The following is a 15,689-nucleotide window of genomic DNA, read 5'->3' as shown; positions in this document are numbered from 1 at the left end:
CTCAAGCAGTGGCGCGGCCTGGCCACACGATGCGACAAACTCGCCACCGCCTACGAGGCAGCACTCCACCTCGCCGCGATTCTCATCTGGGCACGACGCTGAGCAAAGAGACCGAACCTAGCGGCGCCTTGCTCAGGCGAGCTGCACCGGCGCGGTGTTCGGGCCTCGGGCCGTGCCCGCTTTTCCCTGTACCGCTGCCACGCCGGTCGGCCCGTCGCCCACGGTCACCGTGTTCGTTACGCGGGCTGTCGAGGTGTCGATGACCGACAGGGTGTCCGAGTCGAAGTTGCTGACGTAGACGAGGGAGCCGTCCGGGCCGACGGCGAGGCCGTTGGGGCCGTCTCCCACGGCGACGGTTTCCGTGACGGCGCGGCCGCGGGTGCTGATCACGGACACGTTGTCGGACCCGATGTTGGCGACGTATACCTGTCGCCCGTCCGGTCGCACCCCGATTCCCGCAGGCTGGTCCCCGACCGGGATGCGGTCCGTTTCCGCGCCGTCTTGGACGTCGACCACCGACACGTCGTCCGAGGTCAGGTTGGAGACGTACAGGCGGCGGCCATCGGGGGTGAGTACCAGAGCGGTCGGTCCGCTGCCGACAGGGATGGTGCCGGTGACCGTTCGGGTGGCGGTGCGGACCACGGAGACGGTGCCGGACGCGGCGTTGGCGACGTACAGGGTGCATCCGTCGGGTGCCACCGCCACGCCCAGCGGGGCATCGCCCACCGCGATGGTGTCCGTCACGGCACGGGTGCGGGTGCTGATCACCGACACGTTGTCCGACCCGACGTTGGCGACGTAGACGTTCCGGTTGTCGGGAGAGACTGTCACTCTGCTCGGTTCGTCCCCGACAGCGACGGTGGCGATGACCGTCCTGGTACGGGCGTCGATCACCGATACGGTGTCCGACGCGGAATTGGTGACATAGACGCGGGAGCCGTCCGGGCTGACGGCCACGCTGTCCGGTCCGTCCCCTACGGGAACGCTGTCCACGACCATGCCGGTGCCGGTGTCGACGACCGACACCGTGTCGGAGTGGAGGTTGGCGATGTAGACGAGGGCATCAGGCCGCGGGGACAGCCCGACTGCCGTCGTCCCGACGGATGCGCCGGCCAGGTTTCCCGGTCCCATTAGCGCCGCTGTAGCACAGAGCACCACGGCTGCTCGCTGCGCAAGGTCCTGACTCCTCGTCATGGGGCCACGCTAAGTCTCCGGAGCGGAAAGCCACGTGAGGCTCACGCTCAGGCTGACCGAACGGCGCATCGTGGCCGCCGCCTACGCCGACTACACCGGCTGCACCTGGGCAACCCCACCCAGGGCACAACCTCGGACGCTCCCGCGGCGGGTTGCCGCTCCGGCGCCGGGGAATCCGGGCGGTCATCCCGCAGCCGTCCGACCAGATCGCCATCGGCTACCAGGCGCGCACTCCGCCTCGCGGGCATCCTCATCTGGACCTGACGCTGACCAAAGAGACAGAACCTAGCCCTCGCCAGCTGGCGGGCAGCGTCATTCGAAACGGGCGGTATTCCTGCCTGGCCCCGTCGATTGGTCTCCCATCCTCTCCCCCTGCTGTTGCGTCTGCGGTCGGGGCAGGAGTGCCCTGACGGCGTTGCGGTCCGCGGGCAGGCCGACGTCGTCGAACCACGGGGCGATCAGGTGGGTGAACCGCCAGCACACGTCACGGTCGACCAGAGCAGCCAGGTAGCCGTGCTGGGCCGGTGTGAGGTCGGTGCCGGGGTCGTAGCCGGAGGGGAATGCCGCGGCGAGCAGCGGTCCCCAGTCCTCGGTGATGGTGCCGTTGCTGCAATACGGCACGGAGGCAAGGGCTGCCGGCAGGAGTTCCTCGAAGTCGGTGGCGCGGTCGATGGCCGCGGCCAGGAGGGCGTGCCGCAGGCGGCCTTCGATGTGTGGCAGCGGATTGCCGGCCCACGGGTCGGTGGTCGTGGGTTCGAGGAACCAGGAGTCGATGGTGGCGGGTTCGAGCAGCGCATGGAGGATTGTTCGCGTGGCTTCGGGGTTGTCGGCGCAGGCTGGTGACAGGGCGGCGCAGGCCCGGATGGCGGGGTCGGGGTCGGCGAGCCAGTTGCTGGTGTCGTCGCCCCAGGCGCCGATGGCCAGGATCGTGGCGGCGCGCTCACGCCGATCGGTGTTCTGCGAGGCCGGTCGCCGCAGGATTCCGGTGGTCTCCGGGATACGGCCGGCCAGGGCGGGAGACTGGAGGAGGGCAGCTGTGGCGGTGAGGGCTGCCTCTCGGACGGTGGGGTCCGAGGCCAGGAGGTGCGGGAGCACGGCATCGCAGATCAGGCCGCGGACGGCGCGGACGGCGTCGGTGACGCCCGGCTCGTTGCCGTCCTCCTCCCCGGTCGTCTCGCCGTAGGCGGCCGAGTCCGCGATCTGGCCCAGCCATTCCAGCAAGGCCGCGCGCAGTGGCCGTGGCCGGTCATCCCATGCGGCGTGGTCGTCGTGGCTGGCCATGGTGCGGGGGTCGTTGAGCACCGCTGCGACGTACAGTGCGGCCGGCGCCGTCGCGCTGTAGAGGGACTCCTGGTGCAGGACGGACATGTCCAGCATGCCCAGCGCTCCCGCCTGGACCTCCGGGTCCTCGTCCAAGAGCTGGACCAGGCGCAGCGGCGTGTCCTCCGCCGCACCGTAGGCGTGCGACAGTGCAGCCCAGTCGGTGCCCTCGATCACGGAACGTGGATCAGGCAGTCGGCCACCCGCGGACTGGCCGGAAAACGGGCACTCATCCTGCATCATCATGCGGAAATCATCGCTTCTGCCACTGACAAGCCGGATGGTCGGAGTCTGGTTCTCACTGGTGGGCTCGTCGGCGGGACGGACGGCGTCGGTGCCGACCGGGGCGCTGCGCCAGGCCAGGCCAGGCCCGGCCCCAGCAGATTCCCGGCACCGAGGTGGCCACGCTGATCGTCCCGAGCATGGCCGGATCCTTGGCCGCCGTCCTTGACCGGCACAAGCTCCTGGCCGGGCGGATCGAGGAACTCCTGGAGGTTCACCCTCTTTCGAAGGTCCTGACGTCCCTGGCGCGAGTCGGCGTCAGGACCGGAGCCCGCATCCTGATCGAAGTCGGCGACGGCAGCACCTTCCCGACCGCCGGCCACCACGCCGCCGACGCCGGCCTCGCCCCGGCGACCCGCAGTTCAGGATCGTCGATCCGAGGCGCACAGCCCTTGGCTTCGTTACTTCAACCGACAGCTCGTCTTCGTGGGTTCCGGCGATGTTCAGTGATCGTCCGCACTCTGGATGTTCACGGGAAATGAAGGCAGCGTCGTGCTCTTGGTGGCCCCTCGGCCTGCTTCGGAGATCGGTCTCGATCGTTCAGCCGAAGGGCGGCCGTGCTGGCACCAGTACGTTTCAGGCGGGCCAGACGGGACTCATCGGCCGAATCCCGGAGGCAGAGCCGGCCGTCCGGGCGTGGCGTGAAGCACTCGCCCCTTCATCCCAGGCCAGGGTCGCAGCACACGTCACCGTGCGCGGCCCTGCCCGGTACGGCACGATCGCGGTCAACTGGGTGGCACAGCGCTGGGGGTGGGAACGTGGGGCGTCTCTTTGGCTCGCGAAGCCGACGTAAGGGCATACCGAACGAGCCGGCCCTACGGGCTGCGGCTGCTGAGAATCCCGGTGGCAGCGTCGCCGAGATCGACCCGACGTACATCGACGACCCGAACGGCTACGTACCTCCCGAGGCAATCCGCGGCGCATGGTTGGTGGACAGCAGCGGGAACTGACAGGTGAGTACCAGCAGAATCCAGGTCACGGGGCGCCACAGGACGACTTCAGCAAGCTCACTGATCCTGATCACTGGCTTGGCTGGCTCGGCGATGATCCCGCGACCGCCGTCCGGAAGGGCATCGAAGAGTCCTTGCGCGCCCAGGTGGCAGACGCAGTAGTCGAATGGGTCAAGATCCTCGAAACGCCCCGGTTTCTCACGGGTGGGCGTCAACATTCTGAAGACGAACAGGTCATGTTGCTCACCCGCGCGGCACTCGCCGCGCCGTTTGCGTTGTCCGTGCGCACAACGCAACACGGGCGTTCCATCCTCCTTGGGGTGTTCTCCCGGGCAGCGGTGAACCTCGCACCGCCCAAAGTCCGCAAGGATCGGCACTGGTTTGACCTGGGCGTCGGGCTGGACTGGGCCGGTGAACAGCTCCACGGACGAATCTACGAGATCGACGGTGAGGACGGCACCGCCGAGCGGTAGAGCGGCCACGCCACTCCGTCCCGGCGGTCAGAGCGGATACACGACGCCGTGGGCTTCCTTGATGGGAAGGAACCCGTCCGAACCCTCAACTGGCGGGCGGGTCCGGCCCCTCCGTTCGCTGCGCAACCAGGGGCGCCGCTCGCGGGACCGGCTGGCGCGCTCGTGTATCTCGCGCATGCGCGGCAGGAGCGGGGTCGAGCCTTGAGGGTGGGAGGCCATGAGCTGACACCTGCTGGATTCCGGCGGGCCTCCACCGGCCTACAGGACACAGCTAGTCTTACGATCATGGCCTTGCGACCCGATGAGTTCTACGACCACGCACGTGCGGCTGCGGATGATGAGCTTCGGCTTCCGCTGGCAAGGATGACCGGATGGGACATCAGCCCCTTCGAGGCAGATGGACTACGCGTCTCCGCGCTCCGCCCGCCCGTTCTGCCCGAGCCGCGGCGGCACGGTGAAGACCCGGCGGACTGCAACGAGTGCCGCTCCCGCGACGAAGGCATCTGGCTCAACGACCGCTGGCGACTGGCCCGGATACCGGGCGTCGGCGTGCCACTGGTGCTGATGCTGTACCCACGCGACCACTACGACATGGCCGATCTGCCCGACGAGCTCGCCTCCGAGCTGGGCGTGCTCACCACTCACATCGTCCGCCACGTGCAGGCACTGCCGCACATCTGTCGGGCACACGTCTACCGGATCGGGGACGGATCCGCACACCTGCATGTCTGGTTCTTCGCCCGACCCGAGGGACAGACCCAGTTGTTCGGGTCCTGGCTTCCCGTCTGGGACGACCTTCTGCCCGAATACCCGGCAGATGTAGCCGACGCAGACGCAATCGCCGTAGCTGACGCGCTGACTGCCTCGTACGGAGGCCGCCGCTCGGACACCTCCGGGCACATGAACCTCTGACCCCTACCCGCACCAGGTCGGCCCAGGCAGCACCCGCTCACTGGTGGACGAGAGCCACGCCGGACCGCCCAGCCCCCTCTGCCCCACGCAGCCGCTGCACCACGTCCCGGTCGACGCCGTCGCGCAGCCAGCGGGTCGCCGCCGGGTGGCGCAGCATCCGCGGGCGGCACGCATACCCAACGGTGCGGGCCAGGCGGTCGAACATCTCCTTGGTGTTCGGGTAGGACATGGCGCCGCCCAGCGGCGGGCGGAAGAGATTCACGAAGACCATCTCCGACTCGGCTGCCTGGGCCACCCGGTCCCGCTCGTACTCGTAGTCGGTGTAGAGCTCGACCAGATCAGCGGTGACCAGCACATGGCGGGAGAAGCGGGACTTCGCCAGGGCACGGTTGGGGTTGTCTGTTTTCGGCGGGGTGAACAAGAGCCACGCGGGCGGTGGTTTCGAGAGCCGCTTTGGTCCATTCGTGCGGGAGATGGACAACAGTGTGGTCCGTGATCGACGGGGGGGAAATGGGAGCCACCCTGATCGAGGGAGGTCGGGTTGGGAGTGTCTGCGTTATCGGATTGTCGGCGTCGGTGGAGGAGCGCCTGGCGGCCATGTCGTCGAGTGAGCGTGGAGTGTTCGCCGCCGGCGCCGCGGAACGGCTCATGAGCTGGCATGAAGCACTGCCCGAGGAGGATCGGGCGCCGTTCACGATGAGCCTGCGGCCCCTGCTGGACTCGGTGTGGGAGGGCTCCCTCGGGGACTCGACCGCTTTCACGGCCGTGAAGCGGGGTGTGGCCGAGTACATGCTGAGCGAGTACTGCCACAACGATGGCCAGGACGGTCCCGAGGATGCGGACGAGAACGCGGCCGCTACGACGCTTTATGCCGCGCATGCCTACCTGTTCGAGTCCTGTGACTTCGCGGTCTGGGCCAGCCGACGGGCTGTGGACGCCGTGGACGAGCACCTTGAGCACCTCGCCGAGCGGGAGGAGGACCTAACCGACCTCGACGAGGCAACCATTGCCGAGCTCCAGCGGCAGCTGCGGGATCTCGACCTCATCGCGAACTACTCCAAGGACCTTCAGCTCGCCATCCTGGGACTGCCCAACCACACTTCGATCCGGCGCCGCGTGGAACCGCGGCCCCCCTTTCCAGCCGGGACTGACCAGGCGGAGAGCTCGGTCAGCTGCGTCGTTCTGCTTCGGTGACGCGGAAGCGGCAGGACTCGGTGCCGGTCTGGATGAGGGTGCAGCGGAAGGCGATCCGGTCGACGATGGCCGCGCAGAGGCGGGGGTCACCGAAGGTCTTGTGGCGGTTCTGCTCGGGTGATCCCCGATCAGCGGCGGCCGGTGGCCAGGATGACGAGGAACTGGCCGCCACCCGGCTGAATGTCGGCCGTCATCGGCAGCCCCGGTACCAGTCGGGAGAACCGGTCCACCAGCCAATCCGCCGCCTCTTGGGCATCCTTCCTGGTCGGACAACGTCCCACCATCTCGCGGCCTCCTTTTCGCTCCAGCCTGTCGGCAACGGCGATCAGCGGCGCGGGGTCGACTACGTACAGGCGCTCCGGCCAGGCGATGACCGCCTTGACCGCACCCTTGCGGGTATTGCACCCGCGGTGCGCGAGCCGCTCGGCGACCTTGGCCTTCCGGTCGGTGGTCCGGCTGTCGACACTGGGCCCCCGCGGGTCGTTCACCGACTCATCTGGGTCGACCGGTTCATCACACACCCAGCACCGCCAGCCGTCACGCTCTGCCACGTCATCAAGAAGACTCATCCAAGCAAACTAGCCTGCCCGGCCGCCACCCGCGAACCGCGGCCTTGGCAACGCCCAGTACTCGTTGCCCCGCAAGCACGTCGACCCCACTTAACGGACTGTACCCAGCCCTGTGCAGAAGTCCGGATGAGGCCAAGGCGAGCGTCGCACTGCCTCAACGGCCGCCCGAGGCTCGATGGGCCGAAGTGTCCAGGAGATGTACACAATCGGCCCCCTGGAGCGCTGAGGGGACGCTGTCCCTCCCAGCCAGGGCCTCTCGCTCTCGTCCGAGTGTCAGGCGCAGGCGAGCCGGTCGGCCACGCCCCCTGTGGTGCCTCGCGCCGGACGGGAACCCTGTCTCGGGAGGCTGGTGCACCTTGCGCGAGAACATGCTCAACTGACGCTCGGGTGTCGGCGATGCCGCCGGATCCGGTTCGCACAGCGGCACCGAGGGGCTCGACCTTACGGGGATCGCCGGTCTTTACCTGTTCCCGGCAGAGGGGGAAGACCCGCTGCCCACCGAGCCCTCAAAGGTACTGGGACCGCTCGTGAACGCCCTCGTGGACGTCCTCATGCCCAACGTCGAGTACAAGTTCGCGGTGGCCGCCTTCAACACTTCAGGGATCTGCCCGAAGTCCGAGATCCTCACCGTGATGACGCAGCCGGCGGCGGCGTCGGCAGCTGGGCCACCCGCCTTGGTCCGCGCCGGAACCGGCGGCGGGGCGGGGTGAGGTGCTCCGAGATCGCCCGCTCGAAATCGCGGCGCAGCAGGATGAGCTTCTCGTGGGACATGAGGAAGTCGACCATCTGGCTCTCCTTCGCGGCCACGGCGTTGATGGCTTGCGCCTTGAAAAGGCCAGCTCCCAGCATGACGCGTACCGCCTGGTTGACCATCTTCTCGGCGAGGACAACGATCGTTGCCGGCCCTACGGCAGCCACTGCGGAGGCCGCAGCCCTGAGCTCGTTGTAGGCATCGAAGAGGGCCTGCCGGACCTCCTTGTACGCCTCGGCCTTCATCTGGGGGGCCGCCGGGTCCAGCACCTCCAGATCCTTCACTACAGGGATCGGCGGCGGGTTGGTGATCACGAGGGCTTCGACGGCGATGGCGACGGCGAGGAACCTCTGATGGGCAGGGTCCTGGACCTTGCGCCGGTCGGAGTCGGCGGCGGCCAGTCGCCCCTTGCGGGCGACCCAGAGGGAGACGGCGGCGGACGCCATGGCCACGACGAGGGCAACTACCGCGGTGATGATCGCAGCGATCACGGGCGGTTGCCTCGCGGAGATCGGCATGGTGTGAGCATGCGCGCGGTGGGAGCGGTGCACACCGGAGTTGAGCAGGACCAGAGCTGTCGGTCCGGTACTAACGGATCGGGCTACGCACCTCAGCGGGCGCGCGCCGCAGGTGGTCGGCGTACAGCCCCAGCATTACCTTCTTGCCCTCGTCGGGATCCGGAACTCCTGCCCGCCTGTCCGGCAGTGGCTGGGTCCGGAGGGTATGCAGCGCCAGGGCGGCACGCTGCGCCCCGAGGGACCGAACGGCGGGATCGTCCAGCTGGTTGACCGCCTGCCGTGCCGCCTGGGCCAGCCCTGCGCGGACGCGGTGTAGTTGCGCCGGACTGAGTACGACGATGAGCCGCCGCTCGGCGAACGGCGGATCGAGCGCCATGCCGACGTGGCCGGCGTGAGTGATCAGAAGAATCGGGGAGGGCTCCGGGACCCGCGCGTACAACCCGCACCAGTCCTGCTGCTCCAGCCATGCCTCGAAGTCCGCGTAGTGGTCGCCGAACCGGGCGGCCAGCGGCCAGAAGTCCTCTTCGGTCTCGACGGCGGCCTGGTGCAGCCTGGTCAAGATGTCGTCGGGCACCTCGGCCTGCAGAACCAAGCGAGCCACGCGGTCCCGGCTGTCGCGGGTGCGGAGGCACAGCATGGCGTAGGCAGCCCGCAGTTCGAGCGCGTCGGACACGAGGATGCGGTGGCTCGGCTTGCGGGGCCTGGACTTCTTGCTCACCGCTGCAGGATGGCGGACCAGAGGCGGCAAGACGGTCTGTAACGCCCGGATTCACACGGGCGGGTGGGGTGAACGCACCGAGCGGTGCGGGCCGCATGAATCACCGGCCGCCGTTCAACGGCAGGTACGCCGCTCCATCATCTTCGCCGTCGTCCTCGTCGTCGTCGCACGCGGCGAACTCCTCTTCGCCACTCGCGCCTTTCTGAAAATCAGTGCGCCCGCGGGGCCCTGTGGTTGTCGACCCGGACAGTTGTCGACGACGGCGTATTCCCCAGGGGCTGTGGTCCCGCAATTCCCCAAGGCCTCGCGGGGTCAGACGTCATCGAACGGTTCGTCACTCCACCTGAACCAAGCACGAGCGGCACTGATGTGCAGAAGGAACTCCGCGACCGGACCTGACGGGGCCACCAGCGACAAGGTGCCCGCGATCCGGTCGTAGGAGTCGTCGAACCGCTCGTACTCCTCCGCCTCCATCAGAGCCAGCGACTCGTCGAACCACGGCTTCACCTCTCCGAACGCCGGCGTTGGAATGAAGCGACCGTTCAGCCAGGGAAAGTCGGCCTCGTCGATCACGATCTCGCCGAGCAGATCCTCCTGCCGCATCAGTCGCCAGACTTCGCCCTCGAAACCCATCCCGCCAGCTCTCCATCGATGTCCTGGTGTCGCCGGGCAGCCTCTCACGCGGCACGGACAACGAGGCAGGAGCGCCGGTGTTGGCAGCCGTATCGGCGCTCCTGCGCGATGGATCAGGGCGGTCAGGGCTTGTCGCTGGGGTTCTTGGGGCGCTTCGGCTCCTCTGAGCACAACAGGCGTCGCACAGCTCAAACAGTGCGTCCCTTCTGGAGGCCAGACACACGTACAGCTCCGATCGGAACTCCATCACCGTCGTGAACGCGTCTCATTGAACCTCGTGCTCGACCAGTTCCACGATCCCGGCCTCCGTGCCGCAGCCGATGCCCGGACGCTAAACGGCAAGCTCAGGCGTAGACAACGCCGCACGGAAGGCCGCACCAGCCCGCGGAAGCTCAAGCACCATACGTCGTCCGGCTTCCCGAACTGGACCTCATGCGTGAAGCCAATCAGGGACGCAGTTCCACCCCTTGGCCCCGGCCGGAGGCATCGAGGGCAACGACGATCCTCTCCAGGTCGCCGAAGTCGAAGCAGACAGACACACCGAGCTCGGCGTCAACTTCGAAGCCTTCAAGGAAAAGACGATCCACAAGGGGCTGACCGCCCAGCCCTTCGTAGTAATCACGCCACGGCCTCGGCCCCTGAGCCACCGCGTAAGCCGCGATCTCGGGCAGAACAGCCAAGGCGCAGCGGATCTTTGCCACAACGACCGCGAGTCGTCCGTCGAGGTCAGACCCCGGCTCGACCTTGCCCAGCTCCAGAAGGACCTCGGCGTCCAGCTGTCCACTCACGCGCGGCGGTCGCACGGCTGGGTCAAGGGAGATCACCGCCACCAACGCGTCATCGCCTTGCTCCCACACAGCTCCCAGCCACTCCTGGTGAAGCAACGGATGCCGTCCACTCGTCATACAGCGATCACGACGCCGGACAACGATCCGCCACCAGCAGCGGGCCCGACCCGGACCACCTGACCCGACGACAACCCCACCCCCGAAACCACTCCACATACCAAGGACCAGTCAGACTGCACCATGCTCAACCAACCTGCGCAACCACACCTGACCGGGTCCCCGCACCCGCGGTTCAGTGCTCGCAGAGGGAGAACTCCCTTTCGTAGAGCTGCTCGTTGTGTTCGTCGACGAAGAACTTCCTTTCCTTCATGAGTTCCTCGCGGTACGTCTTGGCCTGATCGAGCGTCATGGTCGATGTGTCGGACCAGGGCTGCTGCGGCGGTACGTCGGAGGTCGAGACGATCTGCTCCGCCGGGTCGACCAGGAAGAACGCGAGGATCTTGCGGTGTCCCGGGCGGGTGGGGTCCTCGAGGCGGAACGCGTCCACGCGGTGCTGCAGGACGTTGGGAAACGCCAGGCAGCGGCCCGACGGGGTCGGTACCGAGCCCAGCACCTGGTTCAGCGCGTCTTCGTCCTGAAGGCCATAGACCTCGCGCAGCCCGGCGTCGTCGTTCTGTTCATAGTCCGGGTCATCGAGTGCGGTCCGGAATCCCAGCCGGCTCTCGGTGATGTTCTCGCTGTCCCAGTAGTAGATGCCGGTCGAGACGATCCGCTCGTTCAGCATGCCCTCGACGTGCCAGGAACCGCCGGAGTATTCGGGATTGTCCGGGGTGAGGTGGAGGGTGGCGAGCTTGACGATGACCTGGAGCCGGCGGCCGCGCAGGTCGACCCGGGCGGAGGCGTCGGGCAATGCGGGCGGGCTGAAGGCCGGGGCGTCCGGGACGATCGGGCGGCGGTTCTCCCACCAGGCCTCATAGGCCTCATCCCAGGCAGCGCGGGCATCCATGTAGGTCGCGTTGTCACTGTAGGACGACTCGCGCGGATACTCCGGTTCCGCGTCGTACCAACCGTAGGGATCGGCCTTGATCCGCAGGGGCCGCGGGTGCCGCAGATCGGTGAGCACGTTCTCGAACAGCGGGCGCAGGCGCGCGAACACGTCCGGCAGGACGGACGCCAGCGCACGATGCGCCTCGGGGTGAACGTTATTGACGTACGAGCGGAAGGTGACGGCCCCGTCTTCACTGACGTCGACGTCCGTGGGCAGCCACTGGAACCTCTCGGAGAACTCGTACTTCGAGTAGTGGTTCGTCGGGTTCTGCCAGGCCCGCTCGGGCCCTCCGCTCACCTCCCTCACCAGGCAGAACAGTGAGGGGTGCACAAGATCCAACACCTGGCCGTCGGATCCGGGATGCCAGTCCCGCTCCACTTCGGGGACCTCTTCCAGGACCCGGACCGCCTCGCGCAACCGGGACCTGAGCTGCTCGTCGACGAGGGTGTCCGACTGCCAGACCCCGTCGACCGCGGACACCTCGATGCCGGTGCTCGCGTCCCGCAACGCGGCGTAGTGCCCCAACTCGGCGAGAACGTAGCGCACCTGCGCTTCGGTCAGGCCCTGCGCCACCGCTTCCTGCGTCCACCTGGCGACGATGTCGGCGTCGTTCATCTTGTCGAACCACACGGGCTTGGCGCGCAAGTGCGAACTGCACTGCATCATCTGCAGCTCCCGCAGCGTCCGGGGCGTCGCGAACGCCCGGGAACGGGAGGTCTGGAAAGGCAGCGGGAAAGCGGACAGGCCGGTCACTTCTGGTGGTCCTCACGATCGGTTGCGGTGCCCGGAAGAATAGCCCGGCCCACTGACACCACAGCCGCGGCCCCCGAACTGGGACGACCATCGCGGTCGCTCCCCGACCGGGGGCCGGACACCGCGGGATGTCCGGCCCCCGGGACCGCGCGGGTCAGGCGTTGTCGCCGGTGAGGCCGGCGTGTACCTCGCAGGCGGCAGCCACCAGGCTCTCCAAGCACGCACGGGTCTCGGGCCGGCCCCGGGTTTTCAGGCCCCCGAGGAACGGCTGACCAGGCGCCCATTGAGGACGACCTCCAGCCAGGTGTAGCAGTCACCGATCCACAGCCCGACCTCCGCCCCACACCCCGCGCAGGCCAGATTCGGCCCCTCGTGCCCGCCTGGGCCGCAGCAGCCGCCCCAGCGGCTCAGGATCTCCGTGGTACCGACCAGGTCGCCGGGGCTCAACAGCAGGTCCACACCTGGCCCGTGCCCCGCCCGGGACATTCCGAAGCGCTTGGGCAGCGAGCCCCAGGTGATGCGTCCCGGCTGCGGGTCGCGGGCGAAGGTGCCTGCCGCCATCCTGGGCGGGCAGGGGTCCACAGGAGAGTCGAGCGGCGTCCAGGCCTCGTCCTCCGCCGGCGGGCGCACCTCACGCACCGGCGCGGACAACCGGGCGCTGCACACGGCGCAAGAGAAGACCTCGGCACCGGCAACCTGCATGTCATCTCCCTTGTCCTTCGGTGCCGACGAAGCTACCCCACGTCGTTGACACAACCCAGCCGCTCCCGATCCCGGTGCAAACGGGCACTCGCCTTGTCGTTTACCGTCTGGGCTGCTCCGGGGCGGATCAGCCGAGCCAGATGAGGACCGCGTGACCGGTGGATGCGGCACCACCAAAGAACTCTGTCAGGGGAGTGAACAGGTCGCGGGCCCACTCCAGTGGGGTGGGCGAGTCCCAGATCTGGGGGTAGATCTCGGCCTTGGTGAGTTCGGAGGGGTCGACATCCTGGAGGAGCTGGTCATATGACATCTGGTGCAGGATGTCAGCGGCCAGCTGTACGCGGTCTGGGGTCAGGTATCGCGGCGGTTCGTAGCCCCAGTCGTCGGGGGCGAGGGGTTCCTCACCGTGGACGATGTCGACAGGGAAAGCGGAGCGTTCCAGGAGGAACGCCAACAAGTGCCACGTCTGGTGCGTCGTGAAGGTACCCTCAACAAGACACCCAATCAGCCCGCCCGCGCACACGACGCGTACGCGTGCGGACGTACGTGCACGCGCGGCGCGCGCATGCGCGCGTCTATATATGCGGCGGCAATGTTGTCAATGCCCAGTCCCACCACGGCCGATCACACCACCCCCGCCAAGGCAGGCCAGGCCGGCGCCGGACCAAGCGCTCGGCGAGCTCGGAGGGGAGGGTCCGCCTATTCGTTGAGAGCCTCCTGCTCTGCCGCGCCCCATTCCCACATGCTCCGCACTACCGGCTCCAGCGCCCGGCCCCGCGTGGTCAGGACGTAGCGGACCCGCGGAGGCCAGCTGGGCGTGCGATGGCGCTCGATTACCCCCGCGCTGGTCAACTGGGTCAGCCGGTCGGAGAGGACCTTGTCCGAGAGGGCCGGCAGGGCGGCGGACAGCTCGGAGTATGTGGCCTGACCACGCCGCAGGAACTCCCGCACCACCAGCGGGGTCCACCGGCCCCCCAGCGCGGCCAGGGTGATGTCCACGGGACAGTGCGGATCCCGGACGGGCGGAACGAGGGCGCTTTCGGGGCAGTCCGCCAGCGGGCCGCCGCTGTCACCGGGATGTGCGTGGCCAACCGTTTGGTGAGTCACGAAAGCTCCTCCTAACGTCCGTCACGAATGATGACCCGCCCGTTCGCCTCCAGGAGGCTCCCATGCGCATCCACCACCTCAACTGCGGTTCCCTCCGCAAGATTCCACCGCTCGGCGAGCAACTCATGGCAGGTGCGACGAACCGCGAGTTGGCCGCGGTCTGCCACTGCCTGCTCATCGAGACGGCCTCGGACGGGCTGATCCTGGTCGATACAGGCCTTGGCACTGCCGACCGGCAGCACCCCGAGGAGACACTGGGTGCGGACTGGGTGGCCTACGCCCAGCCCTCGCTGGACCCCGAGGAGAGCGCGCTGCGGCAGGTCATCCGCCTCGGGTACACGGCGCAGGACGTACGGCACATCGTGCTCACCCACTTGCACCGCGACCACACCGGAGGGCTGCCGGACTTCCCTCACGCACGGGTGCACGTCCACCCGGAGGAGTACCGGGCCGTCACCGACCCCGCGGCACCGCACCACCGGCACAGCCTCGACCGATTCATGCCGGCCCACCGGGCACACGGCCCGTTGCTGACACCCGCACGCGTGGACGAGCACACAGAGTGGTTCGGTTTCCCGGGCGTGGCGCGTCCACAGGGTCTGAGTTGCGAGCTGCTGCTTGTACCGCTGCCTGGTCACTCCGCGGGGCACGCGGGCGTCGCCGTACGCGACAGCGACGGGAGGTGGCTGCTGCACACGGGCGACGCGTACTTCCACCACGGCGAGGTGGAGCACACGCCACCCCTGTCCCACCCCGTTCTCGATCCGATCCAGCAGGGCGCACAAACCGATCCAGCCGGCCGCGTCGCCACCCGCGACCGACTGCGTGCCCTCCGCAGCGACCACGCGCAAGAAGTCACGCTCTTCAGTGCGCACGACCCGTGGGAATTGGCCCGCCTCGTCCCCAAGCTTGCCGTTTGACCTCGGACTGCCGTTGGCTGTCTTATGTGGCGTCCGAGTATGCGAGGTGGATTCCGCAAGAGCGGCACCTGAAGAGGTACGCGGTCGGCTGGCCGTCCTTGGACAGGGCGCTGATGTACTTCTCGATCTGGGCCGACGGCCAAGACTCTGCGAGGTCTTCGCGGAGGGCAGTCAGGGCTTCCGGGTGGTCGGCGAGTTCGGCGGCGCCGACTGTTCCGAGGAATGCCGCGCCGTCGCCGCAGTGGACGAGCCAGCGTTCCTGCTGCCATCCGACAAATCCGGGCGTGCGACTGGTGATCTTCAGCAGCCGGTCCACAGGGATGTCGTCCACCACGTCAGTGAACTGGGCCTCGAAGCGCTCTGCGGCGCTTCCATCGGCGATGCACCAGGGACAGAGCTGCCCCCGCAGGTCCTCGACTGCGAACACCGGACCCGTGTAAGCGTAACCGCGTGCCTGACCGCAGCATGCGCACGCGGTTTCCGAGCGCACGACAACACCGGTGGCCACGGGGTCCGGGTGGTAGGGAAACGCGGGAAGTTCCGTCACGGCCAGGGACCGTATCAGTCGACGACCCGGCCGGACTGGTGGACCCGGTTGGCAGCTGTCACCCCGCCACATCTGGGTTGGATGCCTGTCATCCTGCTTCAGTGACCCTCAGAGAGGGGTTCGTCCCCGAGGGCGAGCGCCTCCGCTCCGTCGGGCAGTTCGAGGACTCCAACGAAATCGATCACCTCGCAAGCCCGGTCGTAGTCGCCCTCCGGTCCCGACCAGTGTGGAAGCGCGGCGCGTGGAACCACGATGAACGGGCCGCCCTCCGTCTCCAGCCACATCAAAGACATGCCGCCATCAACCGCGC

The 15,689-nt window shown here is 68.0% G+C and carries 18 protein-coding genes and 2 pseudogenes; 6 read left to right on the top strand and 14 right to left on the bottom strand.

The features are described from left to right. Positions 1 to 102, top strand: a pseudogene (locus ACFWBN_RS22675) (IS5/IS1182 family transposase); the annotation flags it as partial. A gap of 30 nt (positions 103 to 132) precedes the next feature. On the opposite strand, the gene ACFWBN_RS22670 reads toward ACFWBN_RS22675, so the two are convergent. Next, positions 133 to 1,131 carry a beta-propeller fold lactonase family protein gene (locus tag ACFWBN_RS22670; protein WP_385178697.1) on the bottom strand — a complete coding sequence of 333 codons (999 nt, stop codon included), beginning with the start codon at positions 1,129 to 1,131 and terminating at the stop codon, positions 133 to 135. 375 nt (positions 1,132 to 1,506) lie between these two features. Next, complete coding sequence (locus ACFWBN_RS22665; RefSeq protein WP_385178696.1) at positions 1,507 to 2,691, bottom strand: HEAT repeat domain-containing protein; 1,185 nt, start codon at positions 2,689 to 2,691, stop codon at positions 1,507 to 1,509. A gap of 206 nt (positions 2,692 to 2,897) precedes the next feature. Between ACFWBN_RS22665 and ACFWBN_RS22660 the strand changes: the two are divergent. The 3 genes and pseudogenes from ACFWBN_RS22660 to ACFWBN_RS22650 all read left to right on the top strand — a co-directional run. Then, a pseudogene (locus ACFWBN_RS22660) lies at positions 2,898 to 3,179 on the top strand (transposase); the annotation flags it as partial. A gap of 539 nt (positions 3,180 to 3,718) precedes the next feature. Then, the gene (locus ACFWBN_RS22655; RefSeq protein ID WP_385178695.1) at positions 3,719 to 4,219 is read left to right on the top strand and encodes a hypothetical protein; all 501 of its coding nucleotides are present in this window, start codon (positions 3,719 to 3,721) and stop codon (positions 4,217 to 4,219) included. Positions 4,220 to 4,504: 285 nt separating this feature from the next. Continuing rightward, positions 4,505 to 5,131: a hypothetical protein gene (locus tag ACFWBN_RS22650; RefSeq protein ID WP_385178694.1), complete on the top strand. Its 627-nt coding sequence runs from the start codon at positions 4,505 to 4,507 to the stop codon at positions 5,129 to 5,131. Between the two features lie 37 nt (positions 5,132 to 5,168). On the opposite strand, the gene ACFWBN_RS22645 is transcribed toward ACFWBN_RS22650, so the two are convergent. Continuing rightward, positions 5,169 to 5,552 (bottom strand): tyrosine-type recombinase/integrase, encoded by a 384-nt coding sequence (locus tag ACFWBN_RS22645; protein ID WP_385178693.1) that lies wholly within the window; start codon positions 5,550 to 5,552, stop codon positions 5,169 to 5,171. Between the two features lie 71 nt (positions 5,553 to 5,623). Here ACFWBN_RS22645 and ACFWBN_RS22640 point away from each other — a divergent pair, with 71 nt between their 5' ends. After that, a complete protein-coding gene (locus tag ACFWBN_RS22640; protein WP_385178692.1) occupies positions 5,624 to 6,325 on the top strand; it encodes a hypothetical protein in 702 nt (233 codons plus the stop codon). Between the two features lie 128 nt (positions 6,326 to 6,453). Here the strand turns inward: ACFWBN_RS22640 and ACFWBN_RS22635 are convergent, their stop codons facing one another. The 9 genes from ACFWBN_RS22635 to ACFWBN_RS22595 form a co-directional block, all read right to left on the bottom strand. Then, positions 6,454 to 6,894 carry a hypothetical protein gene (locus tag ACFWBN_RS22635; protein ID WP_385178691.1) on the bottom strand — a complete coding sequence of 147 codons (441 nt, stop codon included), beginning with the start codon at positions 6,892 to 6,894 and terminating at the stop codon, positions 6,454 to 6,456. 624 nt (positions 6,895 to 7,518) lie between these two features. Continuing rightward, a complete protein-coding gene (locus ACFWBN_RS22630; protein ID WP_385178690.1) occupies positions 7,519 to 8,136 on the bottom strand; it encodes a hypothetical protein in 618 nt (205 codons plus the stop codon). A 97-nt stretch (positions 8,137 to 8,233) separates the two neighbouring features. After that, positions 8,234 to 8,881, bottom strand: coding sequence for a hypothetical protein (locus ACFWBN_RS22625; protein WP_385178689.1), 648 nt, complete (start codon positions 8,879 to 8,881; stop codon positions 8,234 to 8,236). Between the two features lie 312 nt (positions 8,882 to 9,193). After that, positions 9,194 to 9,514 carry a hypothetical protein gene (locus tag ACFWBN_RS22620; RefSeq protein WP_385178688.1) on the bottom strand — a complete coding sequence of 107 codons (321 nt, stop codon included), beginning with the start codon at positions 9,512 to 9,514 and terminating at the stop codon, positions 9,194 to 9,196. Positions 9,515 to 9,960: 446 nt separating this feature from the next. Beyond that, positions 9,961 to 10,344, bottom strand: a complete 384-nt coding sequence (locus tag ACFWBN_RS22615; protein ID WP_385178687.1) for a hypothetical protein — start codon at positions 10,342 to 10,344, stop codon at positions 9,961 to 9,963. A gap of 250 nt (positions 10,345 to 10,594) precedes the next feature. Next, positions 10,595 to 12,103, bottom strand: a complete 1,509-nt coding sequence (locus ACFWBN_RS22610) for a DUF4246 domain-containing protein (RefSeq protein ID WP_385178686.1) — start codon at positions 12,101 to 12,103, stop codon at positions 10,595 to 10,597. Positions 12,104 to 12,352: 249 nt separating this feature from the next. Continuing rightward, positions 12,353 to 12,805: a hypothetical protein gene (locus ACFWBN_RS22605; protein ID WP_385178685.1), complete on the bottom strand. Its 453-nt coding sequence runs from the start codon at positions 12,803 to 12,805 to the stop codon at positions 12,353 to 12,355. Between the two features lie 127 nt (positions 12,806 to 12,932). Next, on the bottom strand, positions 12,933 to 13,328 hold the full coding sequence (locus ACFWBN_RS22600; protein ID WP_385178684.1) for a DUF1877 family protein: 396 nt from the start codon (positions 13,326 to 13,328) through the stop codon (positions 12,933 to 12,935). A gap of 176 nt (positions 13,329 to 13,504) precedes the next feature. Then, entirely contained in the window at positions 13,505 to 13,912 is a 408-nt protein-coding gene (locus tag ACFWBN_RS22595) for a winged helix-turn-helix transcriptional regulator (RefSeq protein ID WP_385178683.1), read from the bottom strand. Positions 13,913 to 13,974: 62 nt separating this feature from the next. Between ACFWBN_RS22595 and ACFWBN_RS22590 the strand changes: the two genes are divergently transcribed. Continuing rightward, positions 13,975 to 14,832: an MBL fold metallo-hydrolase gene (locus tag ACFWBN_RS22590; protein ID WP_385178682.1), complete on the top strand. Its 858-nt coding sequence runs from the start codon at positions 13,975 to 13,977 to the stop codon at positions 14,830 to 14,832. Positions 14,833 to 14,854: 22 nt separating this feature from the next. On the opposite strand, the gene ACFWBN_RS22585 is transcribed toward ACFWBN_RS22590, so the two are convergent. Together ACFWBN_RS22585 and ACFWBN_RS22580 are read right to left on the bottom strand one after the other, a co-directional pair. After that, complete coding sequence (locus ACFWBN_RS22585; RefSeq protein WP_385178681.1) at positions 14,855 to 15,451, bottom strand: CbrC family protein; 597 nt, start codon at positions 15,449 to 15,451, stop codon at positions 14,855 to 14,857. 26 nt (positions 15,452 to 15,477) lie between these two features. Beyond that, positions 15,478 to 15,663, bottom strand: coding sequence for an Imm21 family immunity protein (locus tag ACFWBN_RS22580; RefSeq protein WP_385178705.1), 186 nt, complete (start codon positions 15,661 to 15,663; stop codon positions 15,478 to 15,480). Between the last annotated feature and the right edge of the window lie 26 nt (positions 15,664 to 15,689).

Source organism: Streptomyces sp. NPDC059989 (assembly GCF_042736975.1).
In the GTDB taxonomy this organism is placed as follows: Bacteria; Actinomycetota; Actinomycetes; order Streptomycetales; family Streptomycetaceae; genus Streptomyces.
Note: the sequence above shows the minus strand (reverse complement) of the source record. Positions and strands in the feature narration are given on the sequence as shown.